Origin of the sequence: Nocardioides pollutisoli, from assembly GCF_040045055.1 — a bacterium.
Taxonomy (GTDB): domain Bacteria; phylum Actinomycetota; class Actinomycetes; order Propionibacteriales; family Nocardioidaceae; genus Nocardioides; species Nocardioides tweenelious.
In genome coordinates, this window is sequence record NZ_JBDZDU010000001.1 from 477,002 (window position 1) to 493,364 (window position 16,363).

General features: G+C 70.7%; 19 protein-coding genes. 7 read left to right on the forward strand and 12 right to left on the reverse strand.

Features of this window, described 5'->3' with window-relative positions; all coding sequences use genetic code 11:
• Positions 1 to 7: 7 nt before the first annotated feature.
• Complete coding sequence (locus ABLE68_RS02295) at positions 8 to 877, reverse strand: alpha/beta hydrolase (RefSeq protein ID WP_348869514.1); 870 nt, start codon at positions 875 to 877, stop codon at positions 8 to 10.
• Positions 878 to 910: 33 nt separating this feature from the next.
• Here ABLE68_RS02295 and ABLE68_RS02300 point away from each other — a divergent pair, with 33 nt between their 5' ends.
• Positions 911 to 1,261: a DUF2568 domain-containing protein gene (locus ABLE68_RS02300; RefSeq protein ID WP_348869515.1), complete on the forward strand. Its 351-nt coding sequence runs from the start codon at positions 911 to 913 to the stop codon at positions 1,259 to 1,261.
• Between the two features lie 159 nt (positions 1,262 to 1,420).
• On the opposite strand, the gene purE is transcribed toward ABLE68_RS02300, so the two are convergent.
• The 6 genes from purE to ABLE68_RS02330 all read right to left on the reverse strand — a co-directional run bounded on the left by purE (position 1,421) and on the right by ABLE68_RS02330 (position 5,833).
• A complete protein-coding gene (gene purE / locus ABLE68_RS02305) occupies positions 1,421 to 1,933 on the reverse strand; it encodes a 5-(carboxyamino)imidazole ribonucleotide mutase (protein ID WP_348869516.1) in 513 nt (170 codons plus the stop codon).
• 4 nt (positions 1,934 to 1,937) lie between these two features.
• The gene (locus ABLE68_RS02310) at positions 1,938 to 3,044 is read right to left on the reverse strand and encodes a 5-(carboxyamino)imidazole ribonucleotide synthase (RefSeq protein ID WP_425475642.1); all 1,107 of its coding nucleotides are present in this window, start codon (positions 3,042 to 3,044) and stop codon (positions 1,938 to 1,940) included.
• 86 nt (positions 3,045 to 3,130) lie between these two features.
• Entirely contained in the window at positions 3,131 to 3,451 is a 321-nt protein-coding gene (locus tag ABLE68_RS02315; protein ID WP_348869520.1) for a winged helix-turn-helix domain-containing protein, read from the reverse strand.
• A gap of 101 nt (positions 3,452 to 3,552) precedes the next feature.
• On the reverse strand, positions 3,553 to 4,539 hold the full coding sequence (locus ABLE68_RS02320) for an adenylate/guanylate cyclase domain-containing protein (RefSeq protein ID WP_348869522.1): 987 nt from the start codon (positions 4,537 to 4,539) through the stop codon (positions 3,553 to 3,555).
• Entirely contained in the window at positions 4,526 to 5,029 is a 504-nt protein-coding gene (locus tag ABLE68_RS02325) for a PH domain-containing protein (protein WP_348869524.1), read from the reverse strand. The genes ABLE68_RS02320 and ABLE68_RS02325 overlap by 14 nt, the downstream gene beginning before the upstream one ends.
• A gap of 12 nt (positions 5,030 to 5,041) precedes the next feature.
• The gene (locus tag ABLE68_RS02330; protein ID WP_348869526.1) at positions 5,042 to 5,833 is read right to left on the reverse strand and encodes a biotin--[acetyl-CoA-carboxylase] ligase; all 792 of its coding nucleotides are present in this window, start codon (positions 5,831 to 5,833) and stop codon (positions 5,042 to 5,044) included.
• Between the two features lie 69 nt (positions 5,834 to 5,902).
• On the opposite strand from ABLE68_RS02330, the gene ABLE68_RS02335 reads away from it, so the two are divergent.
• The 4 genes from ABLE68_RS02335 (at position 5,903) to ABLE68_RS02350 (ending at position 10,137) form a co-directional block, all read left to right on the forward strand.
• Positions 5,903 to 7,522 (forward strand): acyl-CoA carboxylase subunit beta, encoded by a 1,620-nt coding sequence (locus ABLE68_RS02335; protein ID WP_348869527.1) that lies wholly within the window; start codon positions 5,903 to 5,905, stop codon positions 7,520 to 7,522.
• Entirely contained in the window at positions 7,519 to 7,728 is a 210-nt protein-coding gene (locus ABLE68_RS02340) for an acyl-CoA carboxylase epsilon subunit (protein ID WP_348869528.1), read from the forward strand. The genes ABLE68_RS02335 and ABLE68_RS02340 overlap by 4 nt, the downstream gene beginning before the upstream one ends.
• Positions 7,729 to 7,879: 151 nt before the next feature.
• Positions 7,880 to 9,358 (forward strand): glycosyltransferase family 2 protein, encoded by a 1,479-nt coding sequence (locus ABLE68_RS02345; RefSeq protein ID WP_348869529.1) that lies wholly within the window; start codon positions 7,880 to 7,882, stop codon positions 9,356 to 9,358.
• A 41-nt stretch (positions 9,359 to 9,399) separates the two neighbouring features.
• Complete coding sequence (locus ABLE68_RS02350; RefSeq protein ID WP_348869530.1) at positions 9,400 to 10,137, forward strand: hypothetical protein; 738 nt, start codon at positions 9,400 to 9,402, stop codon at positions 10,135 to 10,137.
• A gap of 83 nt (positions 10,138 to 10,220) precedes the next feature.
• Here the strand turns inward: ABLE68_RS02350 and ABLE68_RS02355 are convergent, their stop codons facing one another.
• From ABLE68_RS02355 to ABLE68_RS02365, 3 genes are all read right to left on the reverse strand, one after another.
• Positions 10,221 to 11,276 (reverse strand): response regulator transcription factor, encoded by a 1,056-nt coding sequence (locus ABLE68_RS02355; protein ID WP_348869531.1) that lies wholly within the window; start codon positions 11,274 to 11,276, stop codon positions 10,221 to 10,223.
• A gap of 64 nt (positions 11,277 to 11,340) precedes the next feature.
• The gene (locus ABLE68_RS02360; protein ID WP_348869532.1) at positions 11,341 to 12,327 is read right to left on the reverse strand and encodes a glycoside hydrolase family 6 protein; all 987 of its coding nucleotides are present in this window, start codon (positions 12,325 to 12,327) and stop codon (positions 11,341 to 11,343) included.
• Positions 12,328 to 12,404: 77 nt separating this feature from the next.
• Positions 12,405 to 13,838 (reverse strand): MFS transporter, encoded by a 1,434-nt coding sequence (locus ABLE68_RS02365; RefSeq protein ID WP_348869533.1) that lies wholly within the window; start codon positions 13,836 to 13,838, stop codon positions 12,405 to 12,407.
• 76 nt (positions 13,839 to 13,914) lie between these two features.
• Here ABLE68_RS02365 and ABLE68_RS02370 point away from each other — a divergent pair, with 76 nt between their 5' ends.
• Both ABLE68_RS02370 and ABLE68_RS02375 read left to right on the forward strand, forming a co-directional pair.
• Entirely contained in the window at positions 13,915 to 14,508 is a 594-nt protein-coding gene (locus ABLE68_RS02370; protein ID WP_348869535.1) for a TetR/AcrR family transcriptional regulator, read from the forward strand.
• A complete protein-coding gene (locus ABLE68_RS02375) occupies positions 14,505 to 15,107 on the forward strand; it encodes a Maf family protein (RefSeq protein ID WP_348869536.1) in 603 nt (200 codons plus the stop codon). Before ABLE68_RS02370 ends, ABLE68_RS02375 begins: the two co-directional genes overlap by 4 nt.
• On the opposite strand, the gene ABLE68_RS02380 is transcribed toward ABLE68_RS02375, so the two are convergent.
• Both ABLE68_RS02380 and ABLE68_RS02385 read right to left on the reverse strand, forming a co-directional pair.
• A complete protein-coding gene (locus ABLE68_RS02380; RefSeq protein ID WP_348869537.1) occupies positions 15,049 to 15,642 on the reverse strand; it encodes a GtrA family protein in 594 nt (197 codons plus the stop codon). The genes ABLE68_RS02375 and ABLE68_RS02380 overlap by 59 nt on opposite strands.
• A 27-nt stretch (positions 15,643 to 15,669) precedes the next feature.
• Positions 15,670 to 16,338 carry an NADPH-dependent F420 reductase gene (locus tag ABLE68_RS02385; RefSeq protein WP_348869538.1) on the reverse strand — a complete coding sequence of 223 codons (669 nt, stop codon included), beginning with the start codon at positions 16,336 to 16,338 and terminating at the stop codon, positions 15,670 to 15,672.
• Positions 16,339 to 16,363 lie beyond the last annotated feature (25 nt).

Here is a 16,363-nt window from a genome sequence, read left to right on the forward strand (position 1 = left end):
CATCCTGTCAGCCGTGCTGGGCGAGGAACCCCGCGACCTGTCGCATCAGCGGCTCCGCCGACGGGAAGACGGCGTGGTGACGCCAGAAGCCGTGCAGCTGACCGAGGTAACGGGTCCCGGTCACCTCGACGCCCGCCTCGGCGAGCAGGCCGGCGAGGTGCTCCCCCTCGTCACGTAGCGGGTCGTGCTCGGCGGTGACGACCAGCGTCGGCGGCAGGGTGCCGAGCCGGTCCGACAGCAGGGGTGCGAGGTCGGGGTCGGTCAGGTCGGCCGGGCTCGCGGCGTACTGCTCCCAGTACCAGGCCGCCTCGCGCGGGTCGAAGCCGTGCGCGTTGGTGCGGTAGGAGTCGAAGGCCGCGGTCGGGTCGAGGAACGGGTAGATGAGGGCGACGGCCCGGAACCTGCCCGGGTGGCGGAGCGCTGCGACCAGCGCGAGGTTGGCGCCGGCGCTGTCGCCGTGGATGTACGTCGGGCCGTCGTGGTGCCGCTCCGCCCAGGCGACGGCGGTCGACACGTCGTCGGGTGCGGCCGGGAAGCGGTGCTCGGGCGGACGGCGGTAGTCGACGCTGAGCACGGCCATCCGGCTCCGGTTGGCGAGCCGACGGGCAGCGGCGTCGTGCACGTCGACGTCGTTGAAGACGAACCCGCCACCGTGCGCGTGGATGACCAGGCCGTCGCCCGCCCCCTCGGGTCGGTAGAACCGGCACGGCACGCCGTCGGCGTCGACGTCGCGGACCTCCGCGACCTCCTCGCGGGACTCGGCTGCGGCCGCCGCGCGTGCCTCGGCCCGGGCCGCACCGACGTCGTACCCCTCGGTCCAGACGGGGGTGTCGCCCGCGATGAAGTCGAGGGCCGCTCGTGACTCGGGAAACAGCATGCGTCGCACGCTAGTGACCCGGGAGGATGAGGCATGGCATTTCTCGGCTGGTGGGTGCTCGCGCTCGTCTTCGTCGACGAGCTGCTCGCGGTCGCGGCGTTCGGCGTCTGGGGCTGGGCGCACGACCCGCGCTGGTTGCTCGTGTGGCTGCTGCCGCTGGTCGCGATGACGCTGTGGTTCCTGTTCGCATCGCCCCGGGCGGCGTACGGCGGTGCGGTGCGTCGCCCCCTGGTGAAGGTCGTCGTCTTCGGCCTCGCGTCGCTGGCGCTGTGGGACGTCGGCCACGAGACCTGGGCGGTCGCGCTGCTGGTGTTCTCCGTCGTGGTCAACGCCCTCGCACAGCTGCCCGGCGTCCGGGCGCTGACCGAGGCCGCCGGGGGTTGAGGAGGTCGCGCAGCCAACGCGCCCGCGCGAGGGCTGCGGGGGTTTCGAGACAGGCCCCCAGGGGGCCTTCCTCAACCACCGGGCGACAGGCCTCCAGGGGGGCCTCCCTCAACCACCGGGCGACAGGCCCAGGGGCCTTTCTCGATCAGGGGCCGGTGGTCAGAAGCCGATCCGCCGCGGGCCGGAGTCGCTGCGGACGGCCGCACCCTTGTCCTGGGCGGTGGTCCTGAGCTCGGCCTGGAAGGCGGTCATCCTCTCCCGCAGCTCGGGCGACGACGCGGCGAGGATGCGTACGGCGAGCAGACCGGCGTTGCGGGCGCCGCCGATCGCGACGGTGGCGACCGGGACCCCGGCCGGCATCTGCACGATGGAGAGCAGCGAGTCCATGCCGTCGAGGTACTTCAGCGGCACGGGTACGCCGATGACCGGCAGCGGCGTGACCGCGGCGAGCATGCCCGGCAGGTGGGCCGCTCCCCCGGCGCCGGCGATGATCACGGAGAGTCCACGCGACGCGGCGTCCCGTCCGTAGGAGAGCATCTCCTCGGGCATCCGGTGCGCGGAGACGACATCGGCCTCGAAGGCGATGTCGAACTCGGCCAGCGCCTCGGACGCGGCCTTCATCACCGGCCAGTCGGAGTCCGACCCCATCACGATGCCTACCTGTGCGGACATGTGGTCACTCACTCTCGTTTCCCAGGTCGCCACGGAACCACGCGGCCGCGTGGCGGGCTCGTTCGAGGCAGTCGTCGAGGTCGTCGCCGTAGGCGTTGACGTGACCGACCTTGCGGCCCGGTCGCAGGTCCTTGCCGTAGAGGTGCACCCGCAGGTGCGGGTCGCGGGCGAGCGCGTGCGGGTAGCCGTCGTACAGGCGCCCGACCGACTGGTCGGGGCCGCCGAGGATGTTGACCATCACCGTCCACCTGGCCCGCGGCGAGGGCGAGCCGAGCGGCAGGTCGAGCACGGCACGCAGGTGGTTCTCGAACTGCGAGGTGACCGCGCCGTCCTGGCTCCAGTGCCCGGTGTTGTGCGGTCGCATGGCGAGCTCGTTGACGAGGATCCGGCCGTCGACGGTCTCGAAGAGCTCGACCGCCAGCACACCGGTGACGTCGAGCTCGCCCGCGATCCGCAGCGCGATCTCCTGCGCCTGGCCGGCGAGCTCGGGGTCGAGGTCGGGCGCCGGGGCGATCACCTCGTGGCACACGCCGTCGAGCTGGGTCGAGGCGACGACGGGGTACGCCGCGGCCTGGCCGCTGGGCGATCGCGCGACGAGCGCCGACAGCTCGCGGCGGAAGTCGACGAGCTCCTCGGCGAGGATGCGGACGCCGGTCGCCTCGGCCGCCGCGAAGGCGTCGTCGCAGTCGGCAGACGTGCGAGCGACCCAGACGCCCTTGCCGTCGTAGCCGCCACGCGTGGTCTTGAGGACGCACGGGTAGCCGAACGCCTCGACCTCCGCGACCGAGGAGACGATCGCGTTGCGGGGGCACGGGACGCCCAGAGCGGCCAGCCGCTCCCGCATCACGCCCTTGTCCTGCGCGTGCACGAGCGCGTCGGGTCCGGGACGCACGGCGACGCCGTCCGCCTCGAGCGCGTGGAGGTGCTCGGTGGGGACGTGCTCGTGGTCGAAGGTCACGACGGGGCACCCGGCGGTGACCGCCCGCAGCGTGTCGAGGTCGCGGTAGTCGCCGACGACGTGGTCGGGGATGACCTGAGCGGCGGACACGCCCTCGGCCTCGGCGAGCAGCCGCAGCGGCAGGCCCATGGCTGCCGCCGGCTCGGCCATCATTCGGGCGAGCTGGCCGCCGCCGATCACGGCGAGCGTGGGCGCGTGAGTCGGGTCGGGCGCAGGCACACCGGAAGCCTAGGGGTTGGTCACGGAGCGGGACTGCGGAGGTCGACCTTCTCGAACCTCAGGCCCTGCCCGCGGATCGTGGTGATCAGGTGCGGGTGCCGGCTGTCGTCACCGAGCTTGCGGCGCACCCAGCCGAGGTGCACGTCGATGGTCTTCGACGACGTCCAGAACGTCGTGTGCCACACGTCGCGCATCAGGTCCTCGCGACTGACGATGTCGCCGGCCCGGCTGATCAGCGCGAGCACCAGGTCGAACTCCTTGCGCGACAGGACGATCTCGTCGTTGCCCCGCCACGCGCGCCGGGTGTCCGGATCGAGTCGGACGTCCTGCACCTCGATCATCCACACACGGTAGGAAGGTCAGCGCCCGGGCGTGACCGAAACCACGACATTTCTCATCCGCGGGCCGGACCGGCCTTGACAAGACGGTCGCGGACCGGCGCTCAGGTACGGCGTACGGACACCGGCTCCACGATGCCGAAGCCCCGCACGGGTCGCGCCGGGAGCGGTCGCGTCTCGAACTGGTCGGACGGCAGCAGGTCGGCGGTGGCCGCGTCGATGATGATCCGGTTGCGGCGGGCGACGGCGGTCAGCCGGGCCGCCAGGTTGACCGGCGGGCCGAACACGTCGCCCAGCCGCATCACGACCGAGCCGCTCGCGAGACCGAGCCGGACGTCGGGCATCCGCGGGTCCCGGCCGACGACGTTGATGATCCCCTCGGCGATGTCGTAGGCGCGGACCGGGTCGTCGCTGACGAACAGCACCGAGTCGCCGATGCTCTTGATGATCCGACCGCGCTGGGTGGCCACGACGTCGGCGCAGCGCGACTCGAAGAGCTCCACCAGGTCGCCGATCCGGTCCTCGGTGAGCCGGTTCGACAGCGCCGTGAAGCTGACGATGTCGGCGAACCCGACGGTCAGCTGCACCGTGTTGAGGTCCTCCTCGTTGGCGCGCAGCGCCTCGACGCGGGCGACGGCCGCGGCGAGGTGGCGGCGCCACACGTAGATCAGCAGGTCCTCGAAGGGCCCGTTGATCTCGTCGATCAGGCGCAGCGCGGAACCGGTGCGGCCGGTCGGGCTGTCGGGGTCGGCGGCCAGCTCCTCGACCCGGTTGACGAGCGCCGAGACCTCCCAGTCGGCCAGCCGGGCCATCGTCTGCCCGACGGCGCGGGTGAGGTTGACGCCCATGTCGAAGTCGATCAGGCCGGAGCGGACGATGCCGATCAGCGTCGAGAGCGCCTCGGTGTCCGCGTCCGTGTAGGCCGTCTCGAGACCGTGCTCCGGGAAGCCCAGGGCGCGCCACAGCCGGCGCGCCTCGTCCATCGTGACGCCGGTCTGCGCCGCGACGTCCTGCGCGTTGAAGACCGGGGTCTCGCCGAGGATGGCCCGCTCGAGGTCCTCGGGGCCGGGTCCTGTCTCAGACTCCGTCATGCCCTGCCGACGGGTCGTGGAGCTTCTGCAGCATCTGGTTGAGCGTGCGCTGGGTGTCCTCGACCCGCGGGATGTCGTGCAGCTTGATCGTGCCGTGCGTGCTCGCGTCGGAGATCAGCAGCGTCCCGCAGCCGAGCAGCCGGTCGATCGGGCCGAACTCGTAGGCGATGTCGCTGATCCGTGCCAGCGGCATGTCGTGCCCACGGCGCACGATCACGCCGGTGCGGGTGATCAGGCGGCGGTCGGTGAACGTGTACGTCGCGGTCGCCCAGATGACCAGCGGGCGGAGCACGAACCAGATGACGCCGATCGCGACCAGGATCCAGACGCCCTTGTCGACGACGCCCTGGTCGACCTTGACCTGCACGAACGTGCCGATCGCGAGGAACACGACCAGCATCAGGATCGGGAGGATCAGCGCCTTGACGTGGGTGCGCGTGTCGATGACGACTTTTTCGCCCTCGTTCAGCAGCTTCGGTGAGATGGCCACGGGGCGATCATGTCACCGATCGAGCGCGCGCACGTGGACTACGTCACCTGCGCCGACGGCGGTGCGACCGTCCGGTCCGTCGACCACGAGCCGGCCGCTGCGGTCGACGCCGACCGCCCGACCGAGGAGGGCGTCGCCTCCGGGCAGCTCGACGCGCACGTCCCGCCCGACGGTCACGCAGGTCGCGGCGTACGACGCCGCCAACCGGTCCCGCGCCGCCTCCCCGCCGGCCTGCCAGGCGTCGTACGCCTCGGCGAGCGTGCTGAGGACACCCACCAGCACCTCGGTGCGGTCCGGCTCGGTGCCGCTCTCGATGGCCAGCGACGTGGCGGTCGGGACCGGCAGCTCGTCGACCGTGAGCGACACGTTGATGCCGATGCCGACGACCGCCGCGGGTCCGCTCGGGGTCTCGACCCGCTCGACGAGGATGCCGATCAGCTTCCGATCACCGATGAGGACGTCGTTGGGCCACTTCACGCCCGCGTCGTAGCCCAGGCCGCGCAGCGCGCGGGTGACGGAGTGGCCGGCCAGCAACGGCAGCCACGGCCAGTCGCCCGCAGGGACCTGGGGACGCAGGATGACGGAGAAGAGCAGAGCCGCACGGTCCGGCGTGTGCCAGGTGCGGTCGAGGCGACCACGCCCGGCGGTCTGCCGCTCGGCGACGACCACGTGGCCCTCGGGGGCGCCGGCCCGCGCACGCTCGCCGGCGACCGCGTTCGTCGACGTCGCCTCGTCGAGCACCTCGACCGCCAACGCCGGCGCGAGCGACGAGAGTCGTGAGGCGTCGAGTGATGGGCGTCTCATGGCATCGGCGGTCACGGGCACTACATTGACCCACGGTCCCAACCGCACGCCACTGAGGAGCCCGACCGCATGAGTGCACAGCCCGGTGAAGGCACGGACGTCCCGCAGGACATCGACCTGCACACCACCGCGGGCAAGCTGGCCGACCTCGACCGGCGCCTCGACGAGGCCGTCCACGCCGGCTCAGCGAAGGCGATCGAGAAGCAGCACGCGAAGGGCCGCAAGACCGCCCGCGAGCGCATCGAGCTGCTCTTCGACGAGGGCTCGTTCGTCGAGCTCGACGAGCTCGCACGGCACCGCTCGGTCGCGTTCGGCCTGGAGAAGAACCGCCCGTACGGCGACGGCGTGATCACCGGCTACGGCACCATCGACGGCCGCCAGGTCTGCGTGTTCTCCCAGGACTTCACGGTCTTCGGCGGCTCGCTCGGCGAGGTCTACGGCGAGAAGATCACCAAGGTCATGGACCTCGCGATCAAGACCGGCTGCCCGATCATCGGCATCAACGAGGGCGCCGGCGCCCGCATCCAGGAGGGCGTCGTCTCGCTCGGCCTGTACGGCGAGATCTTCCGCCGCAACGTCCACGCCTCGGGCGTCATCCCGCAGATCTCGATGATCATGGGCTCCTGCGCCGGCGGGCACGTCTACTCCCCCGCGGTCACCGACTTCACGATCATGGTCGACGGCACCTCCAACATGTTCATCACCGGACCCGACGTCATCAAGACGGTCACCGGCGAGGACGTCACGATGGAGGAGCTCGGCGGCGCCCGCACCCACAACACCAAGTCCGGCAACGCCCACTACATGGGCTCGGACGAGGACGACGCGATCGAGTACGTCAAGGCGCTGCTGTCCTACCTGCCGCAGAACAACCTCGACGAGGGCCCGACGTACGACGAGGTCGCCGACACCGAGGTCAGCGACCTGGACCGCACGCTCGACACGATCATCCCGGACTCGCCGAACCAGCCCTACGACATCCGCGACGTCATCACCGTGGTCGTCGACGACGAGGACTTCCTCGAGGTCCAGGAGCTGTTCGCACCCAACCTGGTGGTCGGCTTCGGCCGCGTCGAGGGACACCCGGTCGGCGTCGTCGCCAACCAGCCGATGCAGTTCGCCGGCACCCTCGACATCGACGCGTCCGAGAAGGCCGCGCGGTTCGTCCGCTTCTGCGACGCCTTCAACATCCCGGTGCTGACCTTCGTCGACGTGCCCGGCTTCCTGCCCGGCACCGACCAGGAGTGGAACGGCATCATCCGCCGCGGCGCCAAGCTCATCTACGCGTACGCCGAGGCGACGGTCCCGCTCGTCACGATCATCACCCGCAAGGCCTACGGCGGCGCGTACGACGTGATGGGCTCCAAGCACCTCGGCGCCGACATCAACCTCGCCTGGCCGACCGCGCAGATCGCCGTGATGGGCGCGCAGGGCGCGGCCAACATCGTGCACCGCAAGACCCTGAAGAAGGTCGAGGAGGACGGCGGCGACGTCGAGGCCAAGCGGGCCGAGCTGATCGACGAGTACGAGACCACGCTGGCCAACCCCTACATCGCCGCCGAGCGCGGCTACGTCGACGCGGTCATCACCCCGCACGAGACCCGGGTCGAGGTCGTCCGGGCCCTGCGCCTGCTCCGCTCCAAGCGCGAGACGCTGCCCGCCAAGAAGCACGGGAACATCCCGCTGTGAGCGAGCAGCAGCCCGCCCTGCGGATCATCAACGGCGACGCGACCCCCGAGGAGGTGGCCGCGGTCGTCGCGGTCCTCTCGGCGCTCGGCGGCCCGGCCGCGCCCGCTCGACGGCGTACGCCCTCCTGGTCGGCGCCGCACCGGCTGGTCCGCCGCACCCTCCCCCACGGTCCCGGCGGCTGGCGCGCCAGCTCGCTTCCGCGCTGACTCTGGTCCAGACCACCTTTCGTCGAGCATAATTAGGCGAAACTTTGGGATTCACCGTGTGGGGCCTTGAGGACCTGGCCACAGACTGGTGAGGACTCAAGGGGAAGCGACCCGCAACCGGCGGCGCCCCCGGGGGAACGGGAGACCACGCGTGGAACCGAACGGCATGGGGCAGCAGGGCGCACCGCTCGCCACGACGGGCGAGGATGCCTACGTCCGGATCGCGGACCAGGGTCTGGCCGACTACGAGGAGCAGTACCGCGACGAGGTCGAGGACCTCCCGACGTACCGGCCCACGGTCGGCTGCATCATCCCCGCCTACAACGAGGCCGAGACCATCGCCGGCGTGCTCGACTCGCTGCTGCAGCAGACCCGGCTCCCCGACACGATCCACGTCATCATCAACAACAGCAGCGACGACTCCGTCGAGATCGCCAGCTACTACGCCGGACCCCACACCCGGATGACGCCGACCGGCGAGCAGAGCACGGTCATCTACGTCCACGACATCGGCAAGAACCCCGACAAGAAGGTCGGCGCCCTCAACTACGGCTACTCCCTCGTCGAGACGATGGACTACCTGCTCGGCGTCGACGGCGACACCACGCCCGAGCCCGACGCCGTCCAGCACCTCGTCGACGAGATCGCCAGCGACGACCGGATCGGCGGCATCTCCGCGATCTACTCGATCGACGACAGCGCGCTCGAGGGCCCGATCGCGAAGTTCCTGATCGCCGGCCAGCGCGCCCAGTTCGCGGCCTTCAACATGCAGAACATGCTGAAGGGCCGCAACATGGCGGTCCTCGGCGGCCAGTTCTCCATCTTCTCCACCCAGGCGCTGCGCGACGTGCTGCGCGACAGCCACCAGCGCACCCCCTGGGTCAACGACAGCGAGGTCGAGGACTCGCTCCTCTCGCTGCAGATCAAGAGCGCCGGCTACCTCACCAAGATCAGCGCCCGGGCCCGCGCCCACGTCGGCGGCATGACCACCCTGCGCTCGCTGGACGCCCAGCAGGTGAAGTGGAACTTCGGTGCCATCGACCTGATGTGGCCCGGCCAGCGCGGTGACACCAAGGGCCAGCCCTTCCACCCCAACCTGCGGTTGCGGTGGTTCGAGCACATGTCGATGGTCATCAACATCACGACCCGGTTCCTGTTCGTGCTCCTGCTCGCCGGCTCGCTCAGCATCCACGCCTTCGTCTTCAGCCCGTGGTGGCTGATCCCGCCGTTCGCCTCGATCTGGCTGAACTTCCGGGTCGCTCGCTCCATGGAGTTCCGCAACAAACGCGACTACCTCTTCGCCATCCTGATCGTCCCGGCCGAGTCCTACATGGTCATCCGGATGGGTCACTTCATCCGGGCCTGGTTGAAGTTCTTCAGCCGCCAGCAGACCGACAACTGGGCTGCGCAGGCCAAGGCCGAGCGCGGCAAGGGCATCGCCTGGCTCTACCCGTTCGTGGCCGCGTTCGGCATCTTCCTGGTGGCGGCAGCGGTCTGGATCCAGCTCCCGATCGGGCTCCGCTCCGACATCCTGGCCGTCTGCTGGCCGGTCCTCGGAGTCCTCACCGTCCTCCAGACCGCCTGGATGGTCATCAAGTCCATGAAGCGCTACCGCGGCTTCAGGGCATGACCGCGCCGGACTCTCGCCGACCCCTCTCCCAGGAGCCCCCCATGACCCCCACTCGCTCGCGCCTGCGCGCCTTCGCGACGAGCCTCGTCGGACTCACCGCTGCCCTCACCCTGGTGTCCGGGTGCTCGGCCATCGACAGCCTGACCGGCTCCAGCGACGACCCGTCGTCGACGCCGTCCGCGTCGCCGTCCGCGACCGTGACGCCGTACGACTCGCAGTTCACCCGCGACGGCACGTTCCAGTCGCACATCCAGCGCTCCGGCAACATGGACTTCGTCTACACGCTCTACCCGACCAAGTCGACGCCGCGGACCAACGAGTGGTACCCGAAGGGCAAGAAGTACTTCTCCTTCACCTTCCAGGCCTACGACCTGAGCCGCGCGATCCGCGACCCGTTCGTGACCAAGCGCAAGGTCTACCTCGACCACATCAAGGTGACGTCGGAGACGATCCGCAGCGGCGGTGGTGCACCCGAGCACCCCTACCGGCTCGACGCCGTCGCGAAGAACATCACCTTCGACCCGGAGCCCGTGTCGACCAAGTACGGCATGCTCATCACCTCGCCGAAGGGCGCCTTCGAGCTCCGCAACAACGCGATCAAGCCGACCGCCGATGACACGACCGGCATCGACCTGCACTTCACGGCCACCGTGTGGGTGCAGACGAAGGCCGGCAGCAACCAGTACACCAAGATGACGATCAAGCAGAAGGTCCCGATCGCGATCTTCACCTCCGACAAGCCCACCGAGGCCCAGTCGATCCCGGTCGACGCCAACTGAGCCGCCCCAGCCTGAGCCTGCGAAGGCTGGGACGCAGCAGCAAGGTCGAGTAGCCGCGCGAGCGAGGAACGAGCCGAGCGTGGCTAGGTCGCCTCGGCGAGGCGGTAGCCGACGCCGCGGACCGTCTCGATGTAGCGCGGGGTGGAGGCGTCGTCGCCGATCTTGCGACGCAGGTTGGCGATGTGCACCTCGACCGAGCGCTTGTCGGCTTCGTTGACGAAGTACGACGTGACGTACTGCTGACCACGCATGGTCAGCACCAGGTCGGCCTTGCTCCGCACGCGGCGGCCGGTGCTCATCAGCGAGGCGAGCAGGTCGAACTCGGTGCGGGTCAGCTCGACCGCACCGCCGTTGACCGTGACGACGCGGGTCTCGTTGTTGAGCGCGAGGCCGTTGAAGCGCAGCCAGCCCGCCTGGTGCGGGTCGGCGGACGCCACCGCAGGCTGCGGCGCGACGGGCTGCTGGACCGGCGGCGCCGGCTGCTGCACGGGCGGCGCCGGCTGCTGCACCGGTTGGACCGGCTGCTGCACCGGCTGCTGGACCGGAGCCGGTGCCGGCGGCTGCTGGACGGGCTGCTGGACGGGCTGCTGGACGGGGGCCTGCGACGCGGGGGCGGGAGGCGGCGTCGCCAACGGCTGGAGCGGCGCGGCTGCGGCGAGGTCGCGCGCGGCCATGGCGGCCCACGACTCCTCGGTCGGCGGGGCGGGGGTCGGCTCGACCTCGGGGTCGCCGTCGGCCCAGCCACCCGGCTTGTCCTGGCGCGTGCGCGGACGGCGCAGCATCGAGTCGGCGCGGGCCCGCAGCTCACGCGGGCGGAACGGCTTGACCAGGTAGTCGTCGGCCCCGGCCTCGAACCCCTGGACCACGTCGATCTCGTCGGCCAGGGCCGTGATCATGATCAGGTAGGTGCTGCTGAACTCCCGCAACCGCTTGGCGACGGCGAAGCCGTCCATGCCCGGCATGTTGACGTCGAGCGTCGTGATCAGCGGATTGTGCGCCCGCACGGCCTCGACACCGTCGGCGCCGTTGTGCGTGACAACAGTGCGGAAACCCGACTGGGTCAGCACGATGTCGATGAGGTCTCGCACATCGGGGTCGTCCTCGATGATGACGGCGACCCAGTCATTGCCCGGCTCCATGGGGCGCAGCCTAACAACGGCATGTGCCGGGCTCGTCACGCGCGGAGGTCAACGCGCCGGTTTCTCACCACCCGGACGCGGTGGCCAGCTCCATCGTGCGTGCCGGCCAGAACTCGCCGGCCGCTGGACCACCGCCGCACTCGCCGTCGCTCTCGCCCGGCGGCTTGACCCAGACGAACCCGTCGAGGGCCCCCTGATCGGTCGCCGCACCCGGTGGGGTCCCGAAGGCACGGCCGCCCGGGTTGCACCAGTTCTGCGTGGATCCGTTGCCGTTGCGGCCGCTGTCGATGATGTAGTGCGCCCCGCCCAGCAAGCGGCTGAGCTTCTCGCCGTAGGCGCGCTCGTCCTGGTCGGTCTGGTAGTTGGCGACGTTGGTCGCGAACCCGCGCACCCCGTCGACGCCGACCTCCTCGAGCAGCTTCGCCAGCTGGGCGGGCTCGACCCAGTTCGAGTGACCCCCGTCGACGTACGTCGCGACACCGGCTGCCTTCAGCCGCGCGACCGCGTCGGAGATCAGCTGGACGCGCTGCTCGCGGCGGTCGCACTCGAGCGCGGAGGCGAGCGCGTCGGGCTCGACGACCGCGACGGCGTGGTCACCCGCGCCGGCCGCGTCGGCGATCTCCTGGACCCAGGGGCCGTACTCCGCCGCCGGCAGTCCGCCCTCGGAGAAGCCGCCGCTGCAGTCCCGGTCGGGGATGCCGTAGACCACGAACGTCGGCACCTGCCCGGCCTGGTCCGCGGCGGTCATCACGCCGGTCACGAACGGGCCGACCTCGCCGGCGGGGTACTGCTCGGGGGTCAGCCAGATGCCCTGCGGGACGGCCGCCAGACGCGAGAAGACGCTCTCGCGGTCGGTGTCGCCGTCGGCCTTGGCCTGCGTCGCCGCCTGCGCCGTCCGCGAGCTCGGGTCGGCGTACCCCGCGCCGACGGCATAGGGGTTGCCGCCGGGCGTGCTGCCGGCGCCCGGATCGTCCGATCCTCCGCCGGAGCACCCGGTCAGGACCAGCAGGAGGCCGAGGACAGCAGCGACCGGTCGGAAGGCGAGAGGCACGGCGCCATCATGCCTGAGCACGAGAGAGGCCCCCCGGACCGGCTCGCCGGTCCGAGAGGCCTCTCACTATGTGGTCGTCAGGCGCTCTGGGAGTTTCGCACCCGTCCGGGAGCGAAGAGGCTGGCGACCGCCGCCACGGCCACTGCGGCCGCGCCGGTGAGCAGGGCGGGTCCGATCGCGCCGTCGTACCCGCTCGGCGTGAGCTCTCCCCCGTTGCCGAGGAAGACCGCCACGAGCACGGCGATGCCGAGCGCGACCCCGAACTCCCGGATCGTGGAGTTCGCGGAGCTGGCGATCGCGAAGTCCGCGTCGGGCAGTCCGTCGAGCACCATCGAGGCCCCGGGCGCGAAGGTCAGGCCCATGCCGACGCCCGCCATGACCAGCGGGACGATGAACGACGAGTAGTCCGCGGCGTTCTCGGTGATGACGGCGAACCAGACCAGCGAGACGGTCTGCAGCACCAGACCCGTGAAGAGCAGCGCCCGGTAGCCGAGCCGACCGACGAGTGCGCCGGCGATCGGGGCGACCACCATCGGCGCCGCGGTCCACGGCAGGGTGCGGATGCCGGCTTCGAGCGGGGTGTAGCCCTGCACGATCTGCAGGTACTGCGCGAGCAGGAAGACGGTGCCGAACATGCCGAGCGTGAACATCAGGAAGATGACGTTGGCGACCGAGAAGCGCCGCGAGCGGAAGAGCCGCAGCGGCAGCACGGCGTAGGTGCGGGTCCGCGCCCAGACGACGTACGCCGGCAGCAGCACGCCGGCCAGCACCAGCGGGCCGAGCACGAGCGGGTCGCTCCAGCCGTCGTCGTTGCCGTGCACGATGCCCCAGATCCCGAGGAAGACGGCGCCGCCCAGCAGCAGCACGCCGATCGGGTCGAGCTTCTGCCAGGCGCCCTTCGACTCGGGGATGGCGACGAGCAGCAACGGGACCGCCACGACCGCGACCGGGACGTTGAGCCAGAAGATCGCCTGCCAGCTGACTCCCTCGACGACCGCGCCGCCGATGACGGGACCGAGCGCGACACCGAGGCCGGACACGCCGCCCCAGATGCCGATGGCGGCCGCCCGCATCGCGGGCGGCACAGCAGCAGCGAGCAGGGTGAGCGAGAGAGGCATGATCGCCGCAGCACCCAGCCCCTGGACCGCGCGGGCCGCGATCAGCGCCTCGGAGGTGGTGCTCAGCGCCGAGGCGATCGAGGCGAGGGTGAAGACGGTGACGCCGGCGAGCATCATCCGGCGACGTCCGAGCCGGTCACCCAGGGTGGCGGCCGGGAGCATGAAGGTCGCGAACGTCAGCGTGTAGGCGTTCAGGAACCAGGACAGCTGGCCGACGGACGAGCCGAGGTCGACCTGGATCACCGGCAGCGCGCTGGTCATCACCAGGTTGTCGAGGGTGGCCATGAACATCGGCAGGGAGGCCGCGACGATCGCGACCCACACCGGGATGTGGCGACGTCGGACCGTGGGCTGGTCCGGGCCAGCGACCCGGGGTTCGTCGAGGGTGGTCATCGGAGACTCCATCAAGAAGGCATTGAATGATTACTTGAGACCCGACCATAAGTAATCGACTGATAACATGTCAACCATGACAGCGGAGAAAGTCACCCGGATGTCCGCGGAGGACCGTCGAGCGCTGGTGCTGCAGGCCGGCACCCGGGCCTTCGCCCACGGCGGCTACCACGGCACCAGCACCGACGCGGTCGCCAAGGAGGCCGGGGTCTCCCAGCCGTACGTCGTCCGGATCTTCGGCACCAAGCTCGACCTCTTCCTCGAGGTGTTCGAGGCGTCGGTCGGCCGGATCAAGGCGGCCTTCGAGGCCGTCCTCGACGAGCGTCCGTTCGACCCGGAGAGCGAGGACGACAAGGCCCGGATGGGGCTCGCCTACACCGAGCTGCTGCGCGACCACGACTTCCTTCAGGTGATGATGCACGGTTTCTCGAACGGCGACGTGCCGGAGATCGCGGCCGCGGCCCGTCGCTGCATGGGCGGGGTCTTCGCGACCATCCAGCGCACCGGCTGGGACGACGAGAAGGTCCGCGACTTCGTCGCCTACGGGATGCTGCTCAACGTGATGATCTCGATGCGCGCCCCCGAGCACCTGGTGCCCGGCGACCCGCTCACGGTGCTCGCCACCTGCGCGTTCGGCGACGAGCTCGGCCTGCTTCAATCGCCTGCGTGACCACGCTCGTCCTCGCCTCCCAGTCCCCCGCCCGCCTGGCCACCCTCCGGAGCGCCGGGATCGAGCCGGTGGTGATCGTGTCCGGCGTCGACGAGGACCAGCTCGACGGCCTGCCGCCTGCCGAGCTCGCACTCCAGCTCGCCGAGCTGAAGTGCGCGGCCGTCGCGGCGCGCGGCGACGTGCCTGACGGCGCCCTGGTCCTCGGGTGCGACTCCGTCCTCGAGCTCGACGGGGAGGCGTTCGGCAAGCCCGGCGACGCCGAGACCGCGACCCGGCGCTGGCGGGAGATGCGCGGCCGCTCGGGCGTCCTGCAGACGGGCCACTGCCTGCGCGACACCGCGACCGGTCAGGTGGCGGCCGCCACGGCGTCGACGACCGTGCACTTCGCGGACGTGACCGACGACGAGATCGCGGCGTACGTCGCGACCGGCGAGCCGCTGGTCGTGGCCGGCGCGTTCACGGTCGACGGCCTCGGCGGCGCGTTCGTCACCGGCATCGAGGGCGACCACCACAACGTGGTCGGCGTCAGCCTGCCGCTGGTCAGGGAGCTGGTGGCCGAGCTGGGTCACTCGTGGACGGAGCTGTGGGCTCCGCGGTGACGTCGTCCAGGTCGACCGGCTGGTCGAGGGGCTCGATGTCGAGCTCGGCCAGCTCGAAGACCTGCAGGGGGTGCTGCTTGAGGTCCGCCAGGTGCACCGGGCGCTGGAAGACCAGCGTGCGGAAGAGGTAGAAGCGGGCGACCATGCCGAGGAACAGGCCGATCACGTTGGCGGCCATGTTGTCGGAGTAGGGGTCGTCGAGGTCGAGGACGTTGCGGCTGATCCACAGGCAGGCGATCGGGATCAGCATCGTGGCCAGGTTGATCACCACGAACAGCAGCCGGCCGCCGTCGGCGGTGCGAGGAGGGCGGTCCTTGAACACCCAGGTGCGGCTGCCGCGGTAGCTGACCGCCATGCCGATCAGGTTGGCGATCACGAAGGCCAGGTAGGGCTGCCCGGACAGCGGCGCGTCGAAGCCGGTGTGGAAGCCGTGCACCAGGAAGTTGAAGATGAGGACGGCGACGACGGTCGCGAGGCCACCGACCGCGAGGAACCGGTAAGCCTCGGTGAAGATCCGATGCCACCGGTTGCCCATGACGTCAAGGCTAACCGCTGGCTCCGGTCAGGCCGGCAGCGACGGCCCTCGCACGACCTTGATGTTGAAGTCGGAGCCACCCAGGGCCACCGCCGTACGCACCCAGAGGGCCAGGAACATCTCGGGACCACGGGCCGTGTCGAGGGCCCCGAGGTCGATGATGTCGGTGTGCCCGAGCTCCTGGAGCAGGGCCGACACCAACGCCTTCGCGTCCGGGTCGTCGCCGGAGACGAACACCGTGGTGCTCTCCCCCAGGCTGCCGGGGTCGACCATCAGGGCGTTGTTCATGGTGTTGAGCGTCTTCACCACGCGGGCCTCCGGATGAGCCCGCTGCACCATCTCGGCCAGCGAGTCGTCGTCCTTGACGAACAGCCGGGGCGGGAAGCCGTGGCTGTGGTCGAGGGGGTTGGAGAGGTCGAGGAGCACCCGGCCGGCGAGCCCGGGCCCGACCTCGGCCAGCATCCCGAGGGCGATGTCGCCGCCGAGCGCGTTGACGACGAGGTCCGCGTCGACCGCTGAGCCGGCGAACGCCTCGAGTCGTACGCCGGGGTGGTCGGCCGCCCAGGAGGCGTGCTCGTCCCGGGCGGCGGTGGTCGCCGGGTCACGGGTGGCCATCGTGACGTCGTGGCCCAGGTCGTCGAGGCGACCGGCGACGGCGCGGCCGACGGACCCGGTGCCCAGCACGGAGATCTTCATGGGGCGACGCTAGAACCTCAACCAG

Bases quoted from the DNA above. Each gene is read 5' to 3' on its own strand.
- ABLE68_RS02295 (WP_348869514.1), bottom strand. From the start codon at position 877: ATGCTGTTTCCCGAGTCACGAGCGGCCCTCGACTTCATCGCGGGCGAC.
- ABLE68_RS02300 (WP_348869515.1), top strand. From the start codon at position 911: ATGGCATTTCTCGGCTGGTGGGTGCTCGCGCTCGTCTTCGTCGACGAG.
- purE (WP_348869516.1), bottom strand. From the start codon at position 1,933: ATGTCCGCACAGGTAGGCATCGTGATGGGGTCGGACTCCGACTGGCCG.
- ABLE68_RS02310 (WP_425475642.1), bottom strand. From the start codon at position 3,044: ATGATGGCCGAGCCGGCGGCAGCCATGGGCCTGCCGCTGCGGCTGCTC.
- ABLE68_RS02315 (WP_348869520.1), bottom strand. From the start codon at position 3,451: ATGATCGAGGTGCAGGACGTCCGACTCGATCCGGACACCCGGCGCGCG.
- ABLE68_RS02320 (WP_348869522.1), bottom strand. From the start codon at position 4,539: ATGACGGAGTCTGAGACAGGACCCGGCCCCGAGGACCTCGAGCGGGCC.
- ABLE68_RS02330 (WP_348869526.1), bottom strand. From the start codon at position 5,833: ATGAGACGCCCATCACTCGACGCCTCACGACTCTCGTCGCTCGCGCCG.
- ABLE68_RS02335 (WP_348869527.1), top strand. From the start codon at position 5,903: ATGAGTGCACAGCCCGGTGAAGGCACGGACGTCCCGCAGGACATCGAC.
- ABLE68_RS02350 (WP_348869530.1), top strand. From the start codon at position 9,400: ATGACCCCCACTCGCTCGCGCCTGCGCGCCTTCGCGACGAGCCTCGTC.
- ABLE68_RS02355 (WP_348869531.1), bottom strand. From the start codon at position 11,276: ATGGAGCCGGGCAATGACTGGGTCGCCGTCATCATCGAGGACGACCCC.
- ABLE68_RS02365 (WP_348869533.1), bottom strand. From the start codon at position 13,838: ATGACCACCCTCGACGAACCCCGGGTCGCTGGCCCGGACCAGCCCACG.
- ABLE68_RS02370 (WP_348869535.1), top strand. From the start codon at position 13,915: ATGACAGCGGAGAAAGTCACCCGGATGTCCGCGGAGGACCGTCGAGCG.
- ABLE68_RS02380 (WP_348869537.1), bottom strand. From the start codon at position 15,642: ATGGGCAACCGGTGGCATCGGATCTTCACCGAGGCTTACCGGTTCCTC.
- ABLE68_RS02385 (WP_348869538.1), bottom strand. From the start codon at position 16,338: ATGAAGATCTCCGTGCTGGGCACCGGGTCCGTCGGCCGCGCCGTCGCC.